Genomic DNA, 20,558 nt, shown 5'->3' on the forward strand with positions numbered 1-20,558 from the left:
TGCATGAAAAATAAATTCCCATTGCTGCTTGCTGCGGTGTTGCTATTAAATAGCGCAACAGGCTTTGCTCAAAAAGTACCTTCACCCAAAGAACATTTTGGCTTCAACATCGGAGATGATTATCAGCTGGCTAATTATACACAAACAGAAGCCTATTTTAAGAAACTCGAAGCTTCAGATCGTGTAAAGCTGGTGGATATTGGTTTAACGGAGGAAGGACGGCATCAGTATATGATCATTGTTTCTTCCCCGAAAAACATGAAGGAACTGGACAAATATAAATCCATCTCTCAGCAGCTCGCCCATGCAGAAGGGCTGACAGACGACCAGGCCCGTTCATTGGCAGAAACAGGAAAAGCAGTGGTATGGATAGACGGCGGCCTGCATGCAACAGAAGTAGTGGGCACTCATCAGTTGATCGAAACCGCTTACCAGCTGATCTCCCGTACGGATGCAGAAACTATGCGCATCCTGGATAATGTGATCATTCTTTTCACACATGCCAACCCGGATGGACAGGAACTGGTATCCAACTGGTATATGCGGAACAGCGATCCTTTAAAACGATCTACTGAACTATTACCCGTGCTGTATGAAAAATATGCAGGGCATGATAATAACCGGGACTTCTATATGATGAACCTGAAGGAAAGCACCAACATGGGTAAACAATTGTACATAGAGTGGATCCCGCAGATCATGTATAACCACCACCAGCGGGGCCCTGAAGGTTCTGTACTGGCAGGCCCTCCCTACCGCGACCCCTTCAGCTTCTTCTTTGATCCATTACTGGTGACAGGCATCGATGCATTAGGTGCCGCCATGATCAACCGCCTGAATGCAGAAAACAAACCCGGCTTCACCCGCCTGAACGGTTCCAGTTTTTCTACCTGGTACAATGGCGGATTGCGTACTACCTCTCAGTTCCATAACCAGATAGGTTTACTGACGGAGATCATTGGCAACCCTACACCGGAAAAAATACCCGTAGTACCACAAAGGCTGATACCTAACGGTGCTACACCTTTCCCTGTATTACCGAATGACGACTGGCGCTTCCAGCGTTCTATCGATTACTCCGTATCCCTCAATTACGCCATACTCAATTATGCGGCACGCCAGCGGGATGAAGTATTGTTCAACATCTACAGGATGGGCAAGAATGCTATTGAACGCGGCAGCAAAGATACCTGGACGCTTTCTCCCAAAACTTCAGATTCCATTACACAGGCTTTCAGAAGAGACCAGGATGCAAAAGGTGTTAAACGGCCGGAAGATGACGGATCAGATCCCTATGGCTGGAGAAGAAGAGGTAATAATATCCCCCAGGGCTTTTACGATGGTGTACTAAAGAATCCCGCTAACCGGGATGCACGGGGTTACATTATTCCGGCTGACCAACCGGATTTCGGCACAGCAGTGAAGTTCATCAACACACTGGTTAAAACAGGCATCGCTATTGAGAAAGCAACTACTTCATTTACGGTTGCAGGTAAACAATATCCTGCAGGTTCCTATATTGTAAAAGCAGCACAGGCATTCCGCCCACATGTATTGGATATGTTTGAACCTCAAGACCATCCGAATGATTTTCAATATCCCGGCGGCCCTCCCATCCGGCCATATGATGCAGCCGGCTGGACACTCGCTTTCCAGATGGGTGTAGAATTTGACCGTATCATGGATGGCTTTGAAGGGCCTTTTCAAAAATTGCCTTATGGTGAGTTACAATCTCCTCCAAAACAAACCATCGCTGCGAATGCAGGTGCAGGATATTTATTAAGCCCCCATGAGAACAATGCTTTCCTTGCTGTGAACGATCTGCTGAAAGCAGGTGTAAAAGTGTTCCGTACTACAACAGGTAGTGCTGGCATAGCACAGGGAACATTTTTTGTGCCAGCAGGCGCCAAAGCAAAAGAGGTACTGCAGGAAGTGGGATTAAAAACCGCTACGGCTAAAAAACGCCCGGCCAATACTGTCAGCGTGAACCAGATGCGCATTGCATTATGGGATACTTATGGCGGTTCCATGCCCTCAGGCTGGATGCGCTTTATCATGGAGCAATTCCATTTCCCCTATACCGTCATCTATCCAAAAGATATTGACGCAGGGAACCTGAATAGTAAGTATGATGTGATCATTTTCCCAACACGTGCTATCCCTGCACTGGCTGGAAGGGAAAACCCGGCAGGCAATAGTGGCTTCACCCCGCGTGAACCCAAAGAAGAAGAAACACCTGAGCAATACCGCGCTTCCATTGGTAAGATCACACCTGAAAAGTCAATACCTGAATTGCAAAAATTCCTGGAAGCAGGAGGTTCCGTTGTTACCATCGGTTCCAGCACCAGCCTGGCTTATCATCTCAAATTGCCGGTAAGCAATTACCTGGTGGAAAAAGATAAAGAAGGTAAAGAACGCCCATTGCCGGGCACTAAATATTTTGTACCCGGCAGTATCCTCCATGTATCCATAGACAGCACATTGGCAGATACATGGGGTATGCCGGCTGAAGGCAATGTGAACTTTGATAACAGCCCGGTATTTAAGCTGGAAGCTGATGCAGCGGGTAAAGGCATCAAACCCATTGCATGGTTCTCTACTGATCATCCTTTACGTAGCGGATGGGCTTTCGGGCAAGCTTATCTGAAAGATGGTGTGGCAGCATTCATAGCGCCGGTGGGTACAGGCAAACTGTATGCATTTGGACCGGAGATCACTTTCCGTGGACAGTCGCACAGCACATTCAAATTATTGTTCAATGGTTTATATAACCTGGATATAAAACCGTCATTGTCTAATGATAAGAAATAGTTAGCGTTTCAATCAACTAGTGGTAAGTGAGCGGAGTCTTTTGGCTCCGCTTCTTTTTTAATTAGGTTAAAATAATACTGCATATGTGTTGAAATAATAGTGAGAACCTTGTGTCCCTACTAGTCAGGGCATCTAACTATAAATAGTGATATTAGGGTTATAATTCTTATTATTGTTGCTGTTAAATCCCTAATAGCAACAGATTTTATATGCATTTATCCCTTTGCAGTTCAACCTACTGGTCTCGAAAATTAGGCTTTATCATTCTCCAGAGCTTGGCGATAGTGCTATTGGGTAGCTTTACTTCAGTACATGCACAGGCCCCTACAATCGCCTCTTTCACACCTACCACTGCCTGCCAGGGACAATCTATCACCATAACTGGAACGGATTTCACAGGCGCTACATCTGTAAGGATAGGGGGCCTGAACGCCACTGGTTTTACTGTCAATAGCGCCACAAGTATCACTGTTAATGTTCCTGATCAAGCTGCAAATGGAACAGTGGAAGTAACTACGCCAGCCGGTACAGCAGTCAGTAGCACAAACATATCTGTACTAACTACCCCCCAGCCCGTCTTGAGAGACCTGAGTTCACTTGACCCTTTCAGCAATTGTGTGGGGAATGCAACCTATCAACTGGTTGTAGGCAATAACTCTGTTACAACGGGCACAGGAAATGTTTATCAAATTAACTGGGGAGACAATACACCTGTCTTTACATCAACAGATTGGGCTCCGGGCGCACAAACTACCCACACATATACATCCCAGGGATTCTTTCCTATTGTGATCACTATCACACCTGCCAATGGCTGTGCAAAAAGTGTAACCTACCAGTTTTACAATGGAAATAATCCTTTGGCCAGTTTTAGTACTTCCACTTCTACTACAGGTTTATGTGCCCCGGCGCCCGTTGAGTTCCAGATCGGCAATTGGTTCAATAACTCACCTGGTACTACCTATGTACTTAATTTTGGCGACGGGAGCCCGATCGTTACTTTACAACATCCATTAAATGCGACAAACGCTGTTCACTTAATTACCCATCAATATACAACTTCCTCCTGCCCTAATATAGATTTCATAGCAACACTAAGGGTTACCAATGGGTGTTTCACCACTACTTATACTTTAGACAAAATTATTGTAAGGAAAAAGCCTATTGCAGATTTTGGCCTCCCGCTTACGGCTTGTACAAATACTCCCGTTTGTTTCACCAATCAAACAATAAACGGTTCCAGTGGATCTAACAGTTGCTCTTCAGCGAGTGTTTTCACATGGGATTTTGGAGATGGCAATACTTACACAGGCCCTACCCTTTCCCCCTGCCATACGTATGCAGCAGGGACTTATAATGTTACATTGACTGCTTCCAATGCAAGTTGCGGAAGCGACTCTAAAACAAAACAGATCACTGTAAGCCCCCTGTCTCCCCCACCTGTAGTGTCCCCTGTAGCTTACTGCAGAGGAGCAACAGCCGCTCAGCTTACAGCAACAGGTACAGGATTATTATGGTATACAGGCCCAACAGGAGGAACCGGCAGTGTTATTGCTCCTACTCCTTCAACCAATACACCAGGCACTACAACGTATTATGTTACTCAGACCATTCCCGGCAGTTGTGAAAGCCCAAGAGTACCGCTTGTTGTTACGGTGAATGCCTTACCTGCTGCACCTGGTGTAACCACACCCGTTCAACTCTGCTTAAATCAAACAGCCAACCCCCTCACTGCAACAGGATCAGGTTTGTTATGGTACTCAGGCCCAACAGGTGGCATAGGTTCTCCAACAGCTCCTACACCCTCTACCACAGCAATTGGCAGTACAAATTATTATGTAAGTCAAACAGTCAATAATTGTGAAGGCCCAAGGGCGCTCATAGTGGTAACAGTAAATCCATTAGCCGTGATGCCTGCTGTGGTATCTCCTGTCCTTTACTGTCAGAACCAGCCGGCAGTTCCTTTAACTGCAACCGGAACGGGTTTATTATGGTATACAGGTCCAACAGGCGGCACAGGTTCGCCAACTGCTCCAACACCTTTAACAAACACTCCCGGCAGCACAACGTATTATGTAAGCCAGGTTACAGGATGCGGGGAAAGTCCCAGGGCATCTATAACTGTAGATGTTACACAGGCACCAAATGCTTCCATCACTTATACGCCTGCAGTATTGTGTAATGTGATAAACTCTGCGGTTAATCCCAATCCACCAATACCTGTAAGCCAGACAGGAACATCTGGCGGTACTTATTCAACATCACCGGCAGGATTGCCGATAGATCCGGCCACCGGAGAGATCAATCCCTCCGGTGCTACCGCTGGTACTTATACAATCAGGTATATAGTTCCGGGTACAGGAGGATGTGCAAGCTATACAGCTACCACAACTGTTACCATAAATAGTACGCCAACTGCTACAATTACTTATCCGCCTATTTGTACCGCAGATGCTGCAACCAATGTATCATTAACAGGTACGGCAGGTGGAACTTATTCTTCAGCCGCAGGTTTAACCATTAATCCTGCAACAGGAAGTATTACTCCTGCTACAAGTACACCCGGAACTTATGCAGTAACATATACCATTGCTGCAGCAGGCCCCTGCCCCGGATTCACAACAAGTACGAATGTTACGGTTACGCAGGCACCATCAGCTTCCATTAGCTATACACCTGCTGTGTTGTGTAACGTGCTCAACTCAGCAACCACACCAAATCTTCCGGTATCTGTAAGCCAAACGGGAACAACCGGTGGCACTTATTCAACATCACCGGCAGGGTTACCAATAGATCCAACAACCGGAGAGATCAATCCTTCCGGTGCTGTAGCTAGTACTTATATAATCAGGTATACAGTCCCGGGTACAGGAGGATGTGCAAACTATGCAGCTACCACAACTGTTACCATAAATAGTACGCCAACTGCTACAATTACTTATCCGCCTATTTGTACCGCAGATGCTGCAACCAATGTATCATTAACAGGTACGGCAGGTGGAACTTATTCTTCAGTCGCAGGTTTAACCATTAATCCTGCAACAGGAAGTATTACTCCTGCTACAAGTACACCCGGAACTTATGCAGTAACATATACCATTGCTGCAGCAGGCCCCTGCCCCGGATTCGCAACAAGTACGAATGTTACGGTTACGCAGGCACCATCAGCTTCCATCAGCTATACACCTGCCGTGTTGTGTAATGTACTCAATTCAGCAGCTAATCCTAATCCACCAATAACCGTAAATCAGACTGGCACAACTGGCGGCACTTATTCAATCACACCGGCAGGGTTACCAATAGATCCAACAACCGGAGAGGTCAATCCTTCCGGTGCTACCGCTGGTACTTATACAATCAGGTATACTGTTCGCGGTACAGGAGGATGTGCAGATTATAGCACCACTGCCACTGTTTCTATAAGCGGCGCACCAACTGCCACTATTAATTATGCAGGATCTCCCTATTGCGGAAGTACAACAATACTACAACAGGTTTCCCTTTCCGGCACCACAGGAGGAACATTTACTTCAAGCCAGGGTTTATCCATCAATGCAGTAACAGGAGCCATCAATCCATCTCTGAGCGTGCCTGGTATTTATAGCGTAAGGTATACTATTGCGGCTTCTGCTCCATGCCCGGGTTATACTACTACCGCAAATCTTACAATTCATGAAAGTCCGGTAATAACTTTCCCCATTCCTAATCAAACTATTTGCTCCGGGGAAACAGCCACATATATACCCTCTTCAACAGTTGCCAATACTACTTACTCCTGGTCAGTGGTGGGGGCACTACCGCCAAATGTGAGCGGTGTAAGTACAGGAAGCTCAACCGGTCCAATATCCTTATCATTTACAAATACAGGTGTAATTAGCCAGGCCATCACGGTGCGTGTTTTACCGGTTAATCCATCCCTGCCTCCATGCCCGGGAATACCTTATAATATAGTATTGAACGTAAAACCAGCTACACCTGCACCTGTTACCAATATAGCAAACTTCTGCATGGGTACGCCGCCTGCTGCACTGCAAGTGAACCCCATACCCGGTACTACTATCAAATGGTACGATGGAAATATGGTTTTACTAAATGCAGCTCCTGTAATCAGTACAAATACTGCCGGTCAATTCACTTACTATGTTAGCCAGACGAATACCTTCGGATGTGAAAGCCCTAAATCAGCCATCCTTGCCATTGTTCACCCCACGGCTAAAATTGTCAGTTCATCCTACACACATCCAACCTCCTGCGGAATTCCCACAGGCTCCATTGTATTAAATGTGCTGGACCTGAATAATGGCCCTCTTCCTAATATTCCTGTGATTGTTCATTATGATAAATTCCAGACCTCGTATACATTTTCCACCAATACGGATGCTTCAGGAAGGATTGTAATTCCACTCACGGCAGGAACTTATTCCGGAATATCTGTACAAACAAATGGTGGCTGTACATCACAAAAGATACCGGATGTATTTGTTTTAAGGGATCCTACACCTCCCGCTCAGCCTGTGGCCGGTTATAATCCCCCGGTATGTTCCGGAACGGCGTTAACATTAACGGCCCTTTCTCCTACAAGTACACAGGCCGGCCCTGTTGATTATGTATGGGTAGGCCCTGCTTTCGGCACCTTTGCTGACACGGTCCGTAATACGGTGATCACTTTCCCTTCGGCTGCCATGTCCCATGCAGGAACTTATATTGTGTATGCTATCCAGAACAATTGTATTTCATTACCTGCAACTTTCAATGTTGTTATCAACCAGGCTCCTCTCAAACCTGTTATTGCAACAAAAACACCACTATGCGTTGGGGACGACCTGGTATTGCAGGCTTACAGCTCAATTCCTGGAAATGCAGCACTCACTTACCTGTGGAAGGGGCCAGGAACAGGCTTCCCGGTAAATACCTCAAACGCCGGAATAAATAAAGTAAAGATCCAGGATGCCGGGATATATACAGTAACAGTAACTTCTCCTCAAACAGGTTGCAGTACCAGCACGGATACTTTAATACAGATTGGCGGATACCCAATCGTAAAATTCCCGCAGGACACGCTGATACTCCCAACCGGCACCCGTATAAACCTGGCACCTGTAATTACCAATGCCGCAGAGCCTGGTATTTTACCCATACGAAGTTATACCTGGACCCCATCACAGGAGCTTACCTGTAATGATCCAGCATGCTCTTCTCCGGTTGCAACTGTAAAAAACAATATCTGTTATAATGTAACGGCAACGAATATATATGGCTGTAGTAGAAGTGATGATATCTGTATTAAAGTATTCTGCCAGAACTCACAGGTGTTCATTCCAAATGCCTTTGTGCCGAATGGAAATGTTCCTGAAAACACAAAGCTGATAGTCAGGGGAACCGGCATTGCATCCGTTAAATCCTTCAGGATATTTAACCGCTGGGGGAAAATGTTATTCGAAAGAAGCAACTTCCCCGCTAACAGTACGGATTTTGGATGGGATGGCAGGGTGAATGGAAAGATGGCCGATACCGGTGTATATATCTATACAGTAGAAGTTATTTGTGAAAATGGAACGCCCTATACTTTTAAAGGTAATGTTACACTACTATAAACAACTTATTTATGAAACGATATCTTTTGTTATTTATAGGTTGTCTTTCCAGCATTGCGGGATACTCACAGGATGTTGGCTTTTCTCAGTTCTATGAGCAGCCGCTTTTGCGCAACCCTGCTTTGGCCGGCATCTTTACAGGAGATCTTCGGTTTACTGCATCTTACAGGAACCAATGGCAAAGTGTTACTATTCCTTACAGGACTTTTGGGTTAAGCTCAGAGGTTAAGATGCCTATCAATATCGCGAATGACGACAATCTTACCATTGGACTGCAACTGATCAGGGATGTTGCAGGAACCTCCCAGTTCAGTACCACACAAATATTACCGGCAATCAATTATAGTTTCCCGCTTAGCAACGTAAGGAATTCATATTTATCTGTCGGCTTTATGGGTGGCTCCATGCAACAAAGGTTCGACCCCACTAAACTGGTATTGAATGATCAGTTTGTTGCCGGTAGCAATGGCAGTTTCAGTATCCTTCCATCATCCCGCCAGGTCTTTAATAATACCAGTGTCAATTACTGGGATTTCTCTACCGGCATAAGCTATAATGGCGTGATCAAAGAAGAAACGGATTACTACCTGGGTGCAGGATTGTTTCATCTTACCAAACCTAAAGTGGGTTTCTATGAGGGGCATACCATTACACTGAATAAAAAGCTGGCTTTCAATCTTGGCGTATCTACGCCCACCAGCGAAACAGACAGGTTTATTCTCTATGCAGACTATTTTAAACAATTCGGTGAACAATGGAAACCAGTCGGCATCAGTAGCTTACAGGCCGGCGCCATGTTCAGCAGGGACCTTTGGGGAGATGGAGAAAGGATCATTACCGGCGGAATATTATACCGGATGAACGATGCCATTATACCCATCATCCAGTTGCAGTATTCTAAGTTTATGATGGGGATCAGTTACGACATCAACATCGACAAGCTGGCAGCTGCGGCACAGCATCGCGGAGGCTTTGAACTGATCCTGTCCTACAGGGATTTTTTAAACAGGAATCAGACCGAAAGGCGGCAGGCATTATGCCCAAGGTTCAACCGGTAGCCAAATGCTCATTAATAGCTTACATTTACATAAACCCTATTATCACCATGGACAACAAAGATCAGATCCCTTCCCCCTGCGAATGGGCAGGCGGTGTTGAAAAATTTGAACAGCTTACAGACATCTTTTACAAAAAAGTGCTGCAAGACCCCATCCTGGAGCCCGTATTCCGCCACATGCCCGCAGAACATTCCAAACATGTTGCGCATTTTATGGCAGAAGTATTGATGGGCCCTAAAGTATACACCGCAGAATATGGCGACAATGCGCTCAAACACATGGTGGGAAAACACATAGGCCGAAAATTAAAAGAAGAACAACGGAAGAGATGGGTAGACCTGCTACTGGAAAGCGCAGATGAGATTGGCTTAGCCAACGACCCGGAATTCCGTTCAACTTTTATTGCACATTTGGAATGGGGAACCAGGGTAGCCGTATTAAACTCCCAGCTCGACGAAAATCCCACCACAGAGAATGAACAGATACCGGAATGGGGATGGGGAGAAGTAAAAGGCCCTTATGAGGTGGTAGGCTCTTTATTTCAAAAGAAGAAATAAACGACCTAATACCCTGTAATGATCGTTGTAACACTCGCCGGCGCAATATCAACCGCTCCGGCCCTTACCTTTTGCTTCTGCAGTTTACTTGCTGAACTGGTTACATACATTTCCAAAACCCGCTTAGGCAGTATCGCTTTCTTCGCAACAGGCTCTGCATTGATCAGTACTACTACGATCCGTTTATCTTTTTCCTGTTTAAATGCAGAAACCATACAGTTCGCCGGCATATCAAAACCCGCTTCTATCCTTTTCATACCGGGTCTTACAAACCGGCTGTAATTCCCCAATGCCCAAAGCATTTTACTGTCGTAAAAATTACCGTCTTCTTTTCCTTTGTCGATATAAATGAGTCCGTCTTTATAATTGTAAGGAGAAATGGCCAGCCACCATTGCCAGGCTGCGGCATTAGCCACGGTCAGGTCTGTATGGATGGTACGGGCAACATACAAAGCGGCATTTATACCTGTATCTCTTTTCTCTCCGTTTATTTCCCCATTATTATCTCCCAGGATACAATATTCCGATTGCCAGTATTTCAATCCTTTTATTTCTGCCATGCGGCGTGCAATGGCCTGCCTTATTTCTATGCCGGATGCTAAGGGAGAAGTAGAGAAGTAACTATGTGCCGCAACTGTTTTGCTGACGTTGGATAAGTTACCCGTATAAAAAGGAGAGGCAGGATTAAAGAATGCATTTACCTGGTTGCCTTTCCCCGGTTTATCTTCGTCCGCCAGCAGGTATTTCACATGCCCTGCTTCAGGGATCAGGATCCGGGTGGATAAACGGTTAGCCAATAGTGATGCGCTCAATGACCTTACCACCCCGGCAACCTGTCCGTTATTATAAGGGTTTCCCTCCTGCCCGCCATCACTCCAATCCCATTGCGGTTCATTAACAGGGCTCACATAATCCAGCGTAATGCCGGTACGTGATCTTATTCCTTTCACCACACCGGCAACATATTCACCCAGTGCATCATACTTTTCCTGGTCAATATTACATTGGCCCTGGGAAGCAAATGCTTTCCCATTGTTGGTAAGATGTACGGGCGGGCTGTTCAGGAATCCCAGGAACTGTTTCACGCCCCGTTCTTTTGCAGCCTGTAATAACCATACCTGGCCGGCTACATCCTGCCAGTTATACTTACCATCCTTACTCAGCAGATTGCCTGCGCGCCGCCATTCATCCCTGATACCGCTTTCCCGTCCCTGTTCCCTGCTGCCTGCACCTATGTTGTAACGCCACATGGAAAGGCCAATGCCTTTGGGGCTGCCGTCAGGGAAATTCCCTGTGCTGAACAACAGGTCTGCGATCGCATTCTTTTTAGCAGCAGGCCAGGTTCCTACAAACTGGCCGGACCATGCATCGGAAGCCGCGAAATTCTCTATCACCTGGTATTCTTTCGCCGGGTCCAGGATCACTTTGAACTGGCCGGATACGCTGTTACACAACAGCATACCGGCCAGGAATAAACTTTTAGTAGCCTTCATTTTGGGTTATCTTATTATTAGAAGCCTGTATCTCTGCCCTTGGAATAGGAAGCCAGTAATGCTTCGTTTGAAAGAGCCTGCCTGTCAATGCAACTTTACGTGTATACGTAAAGGTATTACCATTTTTAACAACATCTATACCGTAAGCAGGTACATTCTCTGTTACGTCGGCAATCTTCCAGCGGCGTACATCATAAAAGCGGTGTTCTTCAAAAGCCAGCTCTACCCTTCTTTCATTCCGAATGCGTGCCCGCATCTCTGCCTGTGAAAGTCCTGCCGGCAAAGGAGGCATGCCCACACCCTGTCTTTGCCTGATGCGGTTCACAGCGTCGTACACTGTTGCATCGGGGCCAACTGCTTCATTCTGTGCTTCAGCATAGTTGAGCAGTACTTCTGCAAAGCGCATGTAGATCCAGGGTTGGAAACCCGCTACATCCCATGGGTTATTGATCGGGTAAGCATCATTCTGGAATTTCCGTGTATAGTATCCTGTTTTAGAAGTATTCCAGTTCTCATTACCATCTTTACTATCCCTGCCGCCCGGTGTAAAAGTTTCTACGGCGCGGCCCCTGTAATTAGCTGTATTGTAAAGGATGGAAGCCGCGAGGCGCGGGTCCCTGTTGGAATAAGGATCTTGCGGATTATAACCGGATGTGGGATCCGTAATACTTTTACCCGAGGTCGTTTCATAATCATCCACCAGGTTCTGCAACGGCGTATTACCACCCCATGCGCCATAACCGTTTGGCGCGGATGCTATTTCAAGCGGGAAGTGAGAAGCATTCTTTGTATAAAGTCTTTCAAAGATGATCTCATTACTTTCCGGTGTGAGGAACAGGTTAGCATAACCGCCGGTATGTAAACTGTAACGGTTTAAGTCCATCACTGCTTTGGCAGCAGCTGCAGCGGCTGCCCATGTACCTGCGTTATACAATGGGCTTGCTGCATACAATGCCATCCTGGCTTTCAAAGCCAGCGCGGCACCATTGGTGGCTCTGCCCAGTTTCCAGCTATCGCTGTTGGCAGCAGGCAGGTCTGGTGCGGCAGCACTCAGTTCAGCCAGAATATAATCTACTGTTTGTTTGATGGTGGAACGTGCAAAGAGTGCAGGGTCAGAAAGGTCATCTCCAAGATTGTATACCTTATCTCCCATCAGTATCGCACCACCATAATTGGTGAGCAGATCGAAATAACGATAGGCCCTGATGAAACGTAATTCAGCGGCCAGCATTTTTCTATGCCCTTCAGAGAACGGCACCTTACTGATATTCGCCAGTGCATAGTTACATTCCCTGATACTACGATAACTCCTTCCCCAAACCGTTCCTGCAATACCGAGGTTTTCCGGTGCCAGTTGCCCTCTCACTATCAGCCAGGTATTATCGTCATTATTGTAAATGCATTCATCACTTAATGAACTCCACATGGCCCAGGTGAAACCTCTGCCAAAACCGGGAATATCTTCTTTATCCTGCAACCTTACGCCGAGATAACGATTGGTAACAAATGCTTCAAACAAAGTAGAGTCCGCCAGCAGGAATTCCTGCGAAACCTTATCTGTTGGCTTTACTTCCAGGAAATCTTTCTGGCAGGATGCTGCCATTGCCCAGGTGGCAAAGAAGGTGAGTATATATATGACGTTGTTTTTCATTGCTGGAATTTTTAAAATTAGAATCGCACGTTTACACCAATATTCACAATACGCTGTTGCGGGTAGAACTGCCCGCTGTTGCTGTTCCCTTCCGGATCATAATCTTTCACTTTGGTGAAAGTGACCAGGTTGAATGCATTCACATATAAGCGGAGTGATTGCATCTTTAACATGCCTGCCGGGAAGTTGTACCCCAGTTCAACATTCTTCAACCTTAAGAAAGAGGCATCGTTCAGCCAAAATGTATTGGGATACAATCCGCCGTTCACGGAAGAAGATGCTCTTGTATCTACTCTTGGATAAGTGCCTTGTATATTGGAAGGGCTCCAGCGGTTATCAGCCCAGCTGCTGTAAAAGTTTCCTACAGTTCCTGACTCCGGCAACACGTACTGGCTTACCCTGGACTGACCAGCCCATACCATAGACAGATCAAAGTTTTTGTAGTCTGCATAGGCCGTGATGCCGTAAGATATTTCAGGAATATTCCCGTATCTGGAACGTACCTGGTCGTCGGCTGTGATCTTGCCGTCTTTGTTATAATCTTCATAGATCAGGTCTCCCAATTGTGCGCCGGTCAGGTGTGGATTTTTATCCAGATCTGCCTGCGTGCGGAAGATGCCGATGTTGTTATACAGGAGGTAAGTATTCAATGGTTGGCCTGTTTGGCGCTGATAAGGCAGTACACCAGGCGCCTCATCAATGAATACGATATCGCTCTTTGCATAGGTGATGTTTCCCGAAACTCCATAGTGGAAGCGTCCTTCCCGGCGATCGTAACCAATAGTGGCCTCTACACCATTGTTATCTATCTTTCCTATATTTTCTGAAGGCACCAGCGGGTCTGCACCAAATGGATTAACAATACCCGAAACAAATGGAATGGAAGCATTCCTTACAGCCAGGATATTAGAACGCTGCTGCCTGAAGTAAATAAATTCAAAAGAGAAATTATTGAACAAAGTTCCTTCAATACCGATGTCTGTTTTCTTTGCTTCTTCCCAATGTATGGCCAGGTTGGCCAGTTTGGTAAGATCAATGCCCGGCGTGATATTAGAGCCTGATACAAATACGTTATTGAAAGAATAGTTATCGAAATACTGGAACTGGGCCACATTATCATTTCCGAGCACGCCATAGGAAGCACGGAGCTTTAAGTTATTCACGAAAGTAACGTTGCTGAACCAGGGTTCTTTGGAGATCCGCCAGCCAACTGATGCTGCCGGGAATGTTCCGTACCTGTTCCCTTCAGGGAAAGTAGAAGAACCATCAATACGCACCTGTACTTCTGCCAGGTACTTTTCATGGTAATCATAGCCTACTTTACCAATAAAGCTCCTGCGGGTGAAATTGTAACTCTTACCACCGTTATTTCTGTCTGTTGCCGCAGTACCTCCCTGGGATAGTTCAGGCGTAAGCACTGTAGGGAAGTTTTGACGGGAAGCACCGAATGTATCCCGTTTGAAACTGCTTTGTTCATAACCTGCAAATGCACTAATATTATGATCTCCGAATTTTTGCTGATAGTTCAGTTTAATATTGGTGGTTACCTGTGCCTGGTTCTGCTGGCTCTCATTCAGTATACCGGCTCCTGAGGAACCGCCCACAACCCTCCTGTTGTAAGTGTTAGCCGTTTTATCATAACTATACAATACATAAGGGGTACCAAATGCCTTGCTGAAGTTCCATGATTTATCCACGGCAAGGAACCCATCCACGGAAAGCCCTTTCACCCAGGGGAGCTGGTAACTGCCTTTCAGGATACCATTAAATACCTGCGTGGGGTTCCTGTTCAGTCCGCCTGCATCTGTAGCCATCATCACGGGATTATTCCCTTCAATACCTTCTGATGGCAAACCATTCGGATACCGGGCAGGAACAGTGGAATAAGCCCTGTAAATAGAGCGGAAAATATCTCCGGCGCCACTCATGGGGAACTTGCGGTTTTCCTCCCGGCCTGAGAGATACAATCCTACTTTAAAGTCTTTGGTGATATCCGCATCGATATTAGAGCGGAAACTGTATTGTGTGTATTTGGTAGCGCCGTTCTTGTATAGCCCGTCCTGCGAAAGCATGCCGGCTGAAATATAATAGTGGATGTTTTCAGACCCTCCGGAAACGGCAATATTAGCCTGGTTCTGTGTAGTGGTTTTCTTTAGTGTTTCCTTCGCCCAATCTGTATTGGGATAATTGAGTGGGTCTGAACCATCCGCGAATTTCCGGATCTCGTCTGCACTATAATGTTGGTTCATGCCGCCGGCCGGGTTATTGTAATAGTCTATTTCATTATTTATAGCAGCATAAGTAGCGGCGTTTGCCATTTTAGGCAGGCGTGTGGGAGAAGAAAATCCCTGGTTGAAACTTGCGGAGATGGAAGGTTTACCTGATTTCCCCCGTTTGGTGGTAACCAATATTACCCCATTAGCAGCACGGCTTCCATAAATAGCCGCAGAAGCATCCTTTAATATAGACATGCTCTCAATATCATTTGGATTCAGTCTCTCCAATCCTCCGATCTGACCAGGCACCCCATCTACCACAACAAGCACATCGTTATTGCCGGTAGTGGCCAAACCGCGGATTGTAAAATTAGAGCCATCATAACCCGGCTCTCCGCTCCGGTTATTGATCACGATGCCGGAAAAACGGCCCGCCAGTGAATTGGATACATTGGCCTGGGGACTTTTAACAATATCCGCTCCTTTTAATACAGAGATGGAACCTGTGATCGTGGCTTTTTTCTGTGCATTATAACCTACCACCACTATTTCTCCCAGGTCTGCATTCTTCGATTCCAACTGTATTAAGATGCCGCTGCGTTCTTCAGGGCCAAGTACAATCTCTTTGGTAGCATAGCTCATATGAGTACAAACAAGGGTGACCTGGCCGGTTGCGTTAAGGGAAAACTTTCCTTCCCCATCTGAAACAGCAGCCACCCTGGTTCCTTTTACTAAAATGGTAGCGCCTGGTACTGGCCCGTCAATGGACCTGACTGTACCGGAGATCTGCTGCTGCGCAAACCCCAGCAGGCTAAAAAGCTGGAAACATCCCAGGAGGAGTAACCTGAGGATAGTTTTGCGGCACGGAGATGCCTCCGCATCATTGTGCAATAGTCGTGACTTTTTCATAACAGACATACGTGGTTTAATGTGGTTAAATGTCATTGGTTGATATGAGCGGGTATTGTTCACTTCCCCCTTTCATGGAATTATGCTACACAAAGTAGCCTTAACAGCGGGGATGCTATGGGGGGTAAATCACTTAAAAGAGGGGGTAAACTAACAGTCCGGGGGATTTTACCCCCTATTTTTCTTCCGTGCGGATCACGTTAAAATCCCGGTTAAAAGAATGGCGGTATTTTTTAATGTATTCTGATGGAGGCATCCCGAAGAGCTTCACAAACTGCTCTCTGAAATACTTGATATCTCCGATGCCTACATGATAGGCAGCCTGGCTGACATTCATGTTTTCGGTGAGCATCAGCACCGCTGCCCTCCTTAACCGGATGGAGCGGATAAAAGCATTCAGCGACTGGCCGGAGATGGATTTTACTTTCTGGTACAAGCCGGAATGGCTCATGCCCATCAGTTTGGAGAATTGTTTGATGGTAAAATCCTCTGCTTCCAGGTTAGCTTCTATTACTGTGATGCATTCCTGGAGGAAGTCCTGGTATTCCGCAGGAACTTTTACACTGGTTTTCTTCAGCGTGATATTATCCAGGAAGTAACGTTGGAGGAGACCCCGGTTTTTCAGGAGGGTATCCAGCCTGGCCAGCAGCAATTCTGTGTCAAAGGGTTTGGTAATATAATCGTCTGCCCCGCTTTCAATCCCTCTTAGTTTGATATGCGTTTCCGTCATACCTGTGAGCAGGATCACGGGAATATGGCCCGTACTTTCCGTTTCTTTTATTTTACGGCACAATTCCACCCCGTCCATTCCCGGCATATTGATATCACTGATAATAAGGTCCGGAATGAGTTGTTGTGCAATACGGAAACCGTCCTCACTGTCCGTAGCTGTATAAAGCAGGTAACGTTCTGCAAATACCTGTTGAAGGTAGTCTTTGATCAGGGGGTTATCATCTATCAGCAGAATGGCCTTTTTGCCGGTGATGGTCTCTTCCGCCGTCATGCCTTTCTGCTCATTCACTTTATTTGTTTTCAGCGGTTCTACATCTTCCGTCAGTTCCTCCAGCAGTTCATGCTCCTTTACCTGTTCCTGCAACAGGTGACCGGCAGGTAAATGAGAAGAACCTTTCAACAGGGTAATGGTGAATACGCTTCCTTCGTCCGGAATGCTTTCGCAGACCACGGTACCCTTATGGCTTTCCACAAAATGTTTTACCAGGTATAATCCAATACCGAAGCCCATTTTGTGGGATATCTTACGGGAGTCCGCCTGCCGGAACTTCTCAAACACCCGGGTAAGGTCAGCCGACTCGATCCCGCAACCATTATCCCGCACTTTGATCATTACCTCGTTGGACAACGCTGTTACTTCCAGGGAAATGCTGCCTCCCTGTGGCGTGAACTTAAATGCATTGGAAAGAAGATTGAAAACAGCGATCTCTGTTTTCTCCTGGTCCAGGGATAATTCCAGGGGGCTTTCCGGGGCAATGAACTGGTAATTGATCCCTTTTACCTTTGCCTGCTGTGCAAAGCAGCGGAACACTTCATTGCAAAGTTCAATTACATCCAGCCTGGAGACCTTCAGGAGGTCCGCTCCGCTGTCTGCTTTTCTGAAAAGCATCAACTGATCTACCAGGTTCAACAGGCGGCGGGCATTCCGGTAAACTACATCCAGCTCCGGATCTTTTCCATTGCTGTGTTGTACCATTTCTTTCACCGGGTTAATGATCAGGGTAAGGGGAGTTCTGAATTCATGTGAAACGTTGGTGAAGAAAGACAGCTTCCTTTCATTCAGTTCTTTTTCCTTTTCCTTTTCCAGGTGCGCCAGTTTCACTTCATACTGCAAGCGCTGTTTTGCAGCCGTATAACGGATATACAGCCAGATGCAGCCTGCCGTGAAACTGAAATATAAGAGATAGGCCCACCAGGTACGATACCATGGTGGCAGTACAACAATCTTCAGGGCAGTTACTTCCTTTCCCCACCTGCCCTGTGCATCGGTAGCCTTGATCCGGAAGTAATAAGTACCTTCTTCCAGCCAGGAATAGTTGGCGGTATGCACACTATTACTGTAATTCCATTGTTTATCCCAGCCTTCCAGGAAATAGGCATACTTTATCTTATCGGAGGCATCATACTCCAGCGCTACAAAGTTGAAAGAAAGAGAAGACCGGTTATAAGGAATACGGATGCCCTGTACATTTTCCAGGACCTTTTCCGTAATAAAAGAACTGCCGGATGTAAGGGGCTTTCCATCTATCCGGATGTCCGTTAAAAGCACCTCTGGCGGAGAGGCCTGCCCCGTTACACTATCCGGGTAAAAGATATTGAACCCTCTTATGCCGCCAAAAAGGAATTCTCCCGAACGCAGGGCGGCGGCAGCATGAAAACTGAACTGGTTACTTTGCAATCCATCCTGTGTAGAAAAGGGTCTGAACTTAAACTCTTTTGTATCCATCCGCACAAGACCTGTAAAAGAGCTAAGCCATAAATACCCTTGTCCGTCTTCTAAGATCCGCAACACAATATTGCTCTGCATGCCATTGCTCTCATCGAACCGTTTGAACGTGCCTGTTTCCCGGTTAAATAAAAGCAATCCTCCTCCCTGCGTACCGATCCAGAAATTTCCCTTTTTATCTTCATGGATACAACGGGCAGTATGCCCCAGTTCATATACCTTATGCTGTTTCGAAACACGGTCTATCTTTATCAATGTGGTGTAGTTTCCACCCCATAGATTGCCGGCGCTGTCTTCTCCCAGGCATTGTATATTCACAATATTCCGGTCGAAAACTTCAAATGTATTGGTGGTTTTGGAAAAGCGGTATAAAGTGCCGTCGTTTGTAGTGCTTGCCCAGAGGGTCTTTTGTTTATCTTCGTACAGGAGCCAAACCCTTTTCTCCTGACAGGTGTAATGCTCAAATGATCCCGTTCTTTTATTAAACCGGGAGATCCCGCCCAGCCAGGTAGAGACCCAGATGTTGTTCTCCGCATCGTTGATAATACTGGTGATGAAATTACTGCCTATCGTGTTCTTATTGGCAGGATCATGTGTATATACGGTATGGGTATTTCGTTTTCGGTCCCAGTAACGCAATCCTCCCCCATCTGTTCCTATCCATATATTCCTGTCGGCGTCCTCGCAGAAAGAAAGGATGAAATTATTGTTGGGGTTGTTATTCTTCTCATCTTTATAAACAATTGTTTTGAAAGGATCCGGGCGTGGCTCCACTACATTGATCCCTCCTCTGAGCGTGCCGATCCATTTCCGCCCCTCTTTATCCTCATAAATGGAATACACGGCTGCACTATTGATCAGGGATTTACCATCCTGGGAGATGAAAGGTTTTGCTTTGGTTGTAGTACCGTCATAGAACAACACACCTTTTCCATCAGAAGCGATCCACAATATTCCTTTTCTGTCAATACAGAGAGAAGTGATCTTACAGGTCACATCTATATAGTTGGCGGATAAAGTATCCATCTTCCTGTTATACCGGAATAAACCGCTCTCCGTTCCTATCCAGAGATCACCGCTAACATCTGTTTTGATGCAGCTTCCCTGCCGCATAGACTGGTTCACGATAGTAACAACCGTATCTGTAAGCGCATAACGGCATAGTCCTATGTTCTGTACAAATAACCACAGGCTTCCATCTTTCGGATCTTCTTCCAGCGCTGTTACCTGGTAGCTGTTCAATTTATAACGCGCATCTACTAAAGGGATCTGACGGCCTACAGGATTGCCTGATCTAAAAAGCAACAGTCCTGCCATTTCTGTTCCCGCAAAAATGGCTCCTTTTTTAGTAGTAAGGATCGTTGTAACAGAAAAGGAAATGTTCTTCTTAACAGTACTGCCGCTTTGCGTATAATATGCCGGAGCAAATAAACGGCTGCCCGGATCATATATACTGATTCCGCTCCTGTTCACGATCCATATATTATGTGCGGCATCCTCCGTGAGAGAATAGATCTCATTTCCGTTCAACGAAGTAGCATCATTGATCCTGTTCCTGAAAACGGTGAAGGTACTGCCGTCATACTTATTCAGCCCATCGTAAGTGCCGAACCACATGAAACCTTTATGATCCTGAAAAAGACAGGTTACCACGTTATTGGACAAGCCATGCTCTATCCCTATATATTTTACAGGAGGATCTGCTGCAAACAATGCAGGAGTAAAGCAAAAGAGCATAAGCAGTATTATCCCTGCTTTTCTGATGCAGAACAACATAACGTGCGATTTAGATCTGAAATGGCCTTACTACT

General features: G+C 46.1%; 8 protein-coding genes. 4 read left to right on the plus strand and 4 right to left on the minus strand.

Annotation, left to right across the window (positions count from 1 at the left end; translation table 11 throughout):
• Positions 1-3: 3 nt before the first annotated feature.
• From BUR42_RS11445 to BUR42_RS11460, 4 genes are all read left to right on the plus strand, one after another.
• A complete protein-coding gene (locus BUR42_RS11445; RefSeq protein WP_074239347.1) occupies positions 4-2,811 on the plus strand; it encodes a M14 family metallopeptidase in 2,808 nt (935 codons plus the stop codon).
• Between the two features lie 284 nt (positions 2,812-3,095).
• Positions 3,096-8,405, plus strand: coding sequence for an Ig-like domain-containing protein (locus tag BUR42_RS11450; protein ID WP_234979698.1), 5,310 nt, complete (start codon positions 3,096-3,098; stop codon positions 8,403-8,405).
• An 11-nt stretch (positions 8,406-8,416) separates the two neighbouring features.
• Positions 8,417-9,463, plus strand: coding sequence for a PorP/SprF family type IX secretion system membrane protein (locus tag BUR42_RS11455; RefSeq protein WP_074239349.1), 1,047 nt, complete (start codon positions 8,417-8,419; stop codon positions 9,461-9,463).
• 47 nt (positions 9,464-9,510) lie between these two features.
• The gene (locus BUR42_RS11460) at positions 9,511-10,020 is read left to right on the plus strand and encodes a group II truncated hemoglobin (RefSeq protein WP_074240554.1); all 510 of its coding nucleotides are present in this window, start codon (positions 9,511-9,513) and stop codon (positions 10,018-10,020) included.
• Positions 10,021-10,025: 5 nt separating this feature from the next.
• Here the strand turns inward: BUR42_RS11460 and BUR42_RS11465 are convergent, their stop codons facing one another.
• The 4 genes from BUR42_RS11465 to BUR42_RS11480 all read right to left on the minus strand — a co-directional run bounded on the left by BUR42_RS11465 (position 10,026) and on the right by BUR42_RS11480 (position 20,523).
• Entirely contained in the window at positions 10,026-11,513 is a 1,488-nt protein-coding gene (locus BUR42_RS11465; protein ID WP_074239350.1) for a glycoside hydrolase, read from the minus strand.
• Positions 11,500-13,164 carry a RagB/SusD family nutrient uptake outer membrane protein gene (locus tag BUR42_RS11470; RefSeq protein ID WP_074239351.1) on the minus strand — a complete coding sequence of 555 codons (1,665 nt, stop codon included), beginning with the start codon at positions 13,162-13,164 and terminating at the stop codon, positions 11,500-11,502. The genes BUR42_RS11465 and BUR42_RS11470 overlap by 14 nt, the downstream gene beginning before the upstream one ends.
• A 17-nt stretch (positions 13,165-13,181) precedes the next feature.
• A complete protein-coding gene (locus BUR42_RS11475; RefSeq protein ID WP_074239352.1) occupies positions 13,182-16,289 on the minus strand; it encodes a SusC/RagA family TonB-linked outer membrane protein in 3,108 nt (1,035 codons plus the stop codon).
• 175 nt (positions 16,290-16,464) lie between these two features.
• Positions 16,465-20,523 (minus strand): hybrid sensor histidine kinase/response regulator transcription factor, encoded by a 4,059-nt coding sequence (locus BUR42_RS11480; protein WP_234979659.1) that lies wholly within the window; start codon positions 20,521-20,523, stop codon positions 16,465-16,467.
• Positions 20,524-20,558 lie beyond the last annotated feature (35 nt).

Origin of the sequence: Chitinophaga niabensis, assembly GCF_900129465.1 — a bacterium.
Classification (GTDB): domain Bacteria; phylum Bacteroidota; class Bacteroidia; order Chitinophagales; family Chitinophagaceae; genus Chitinophaga; species Chitinophaga niabensis.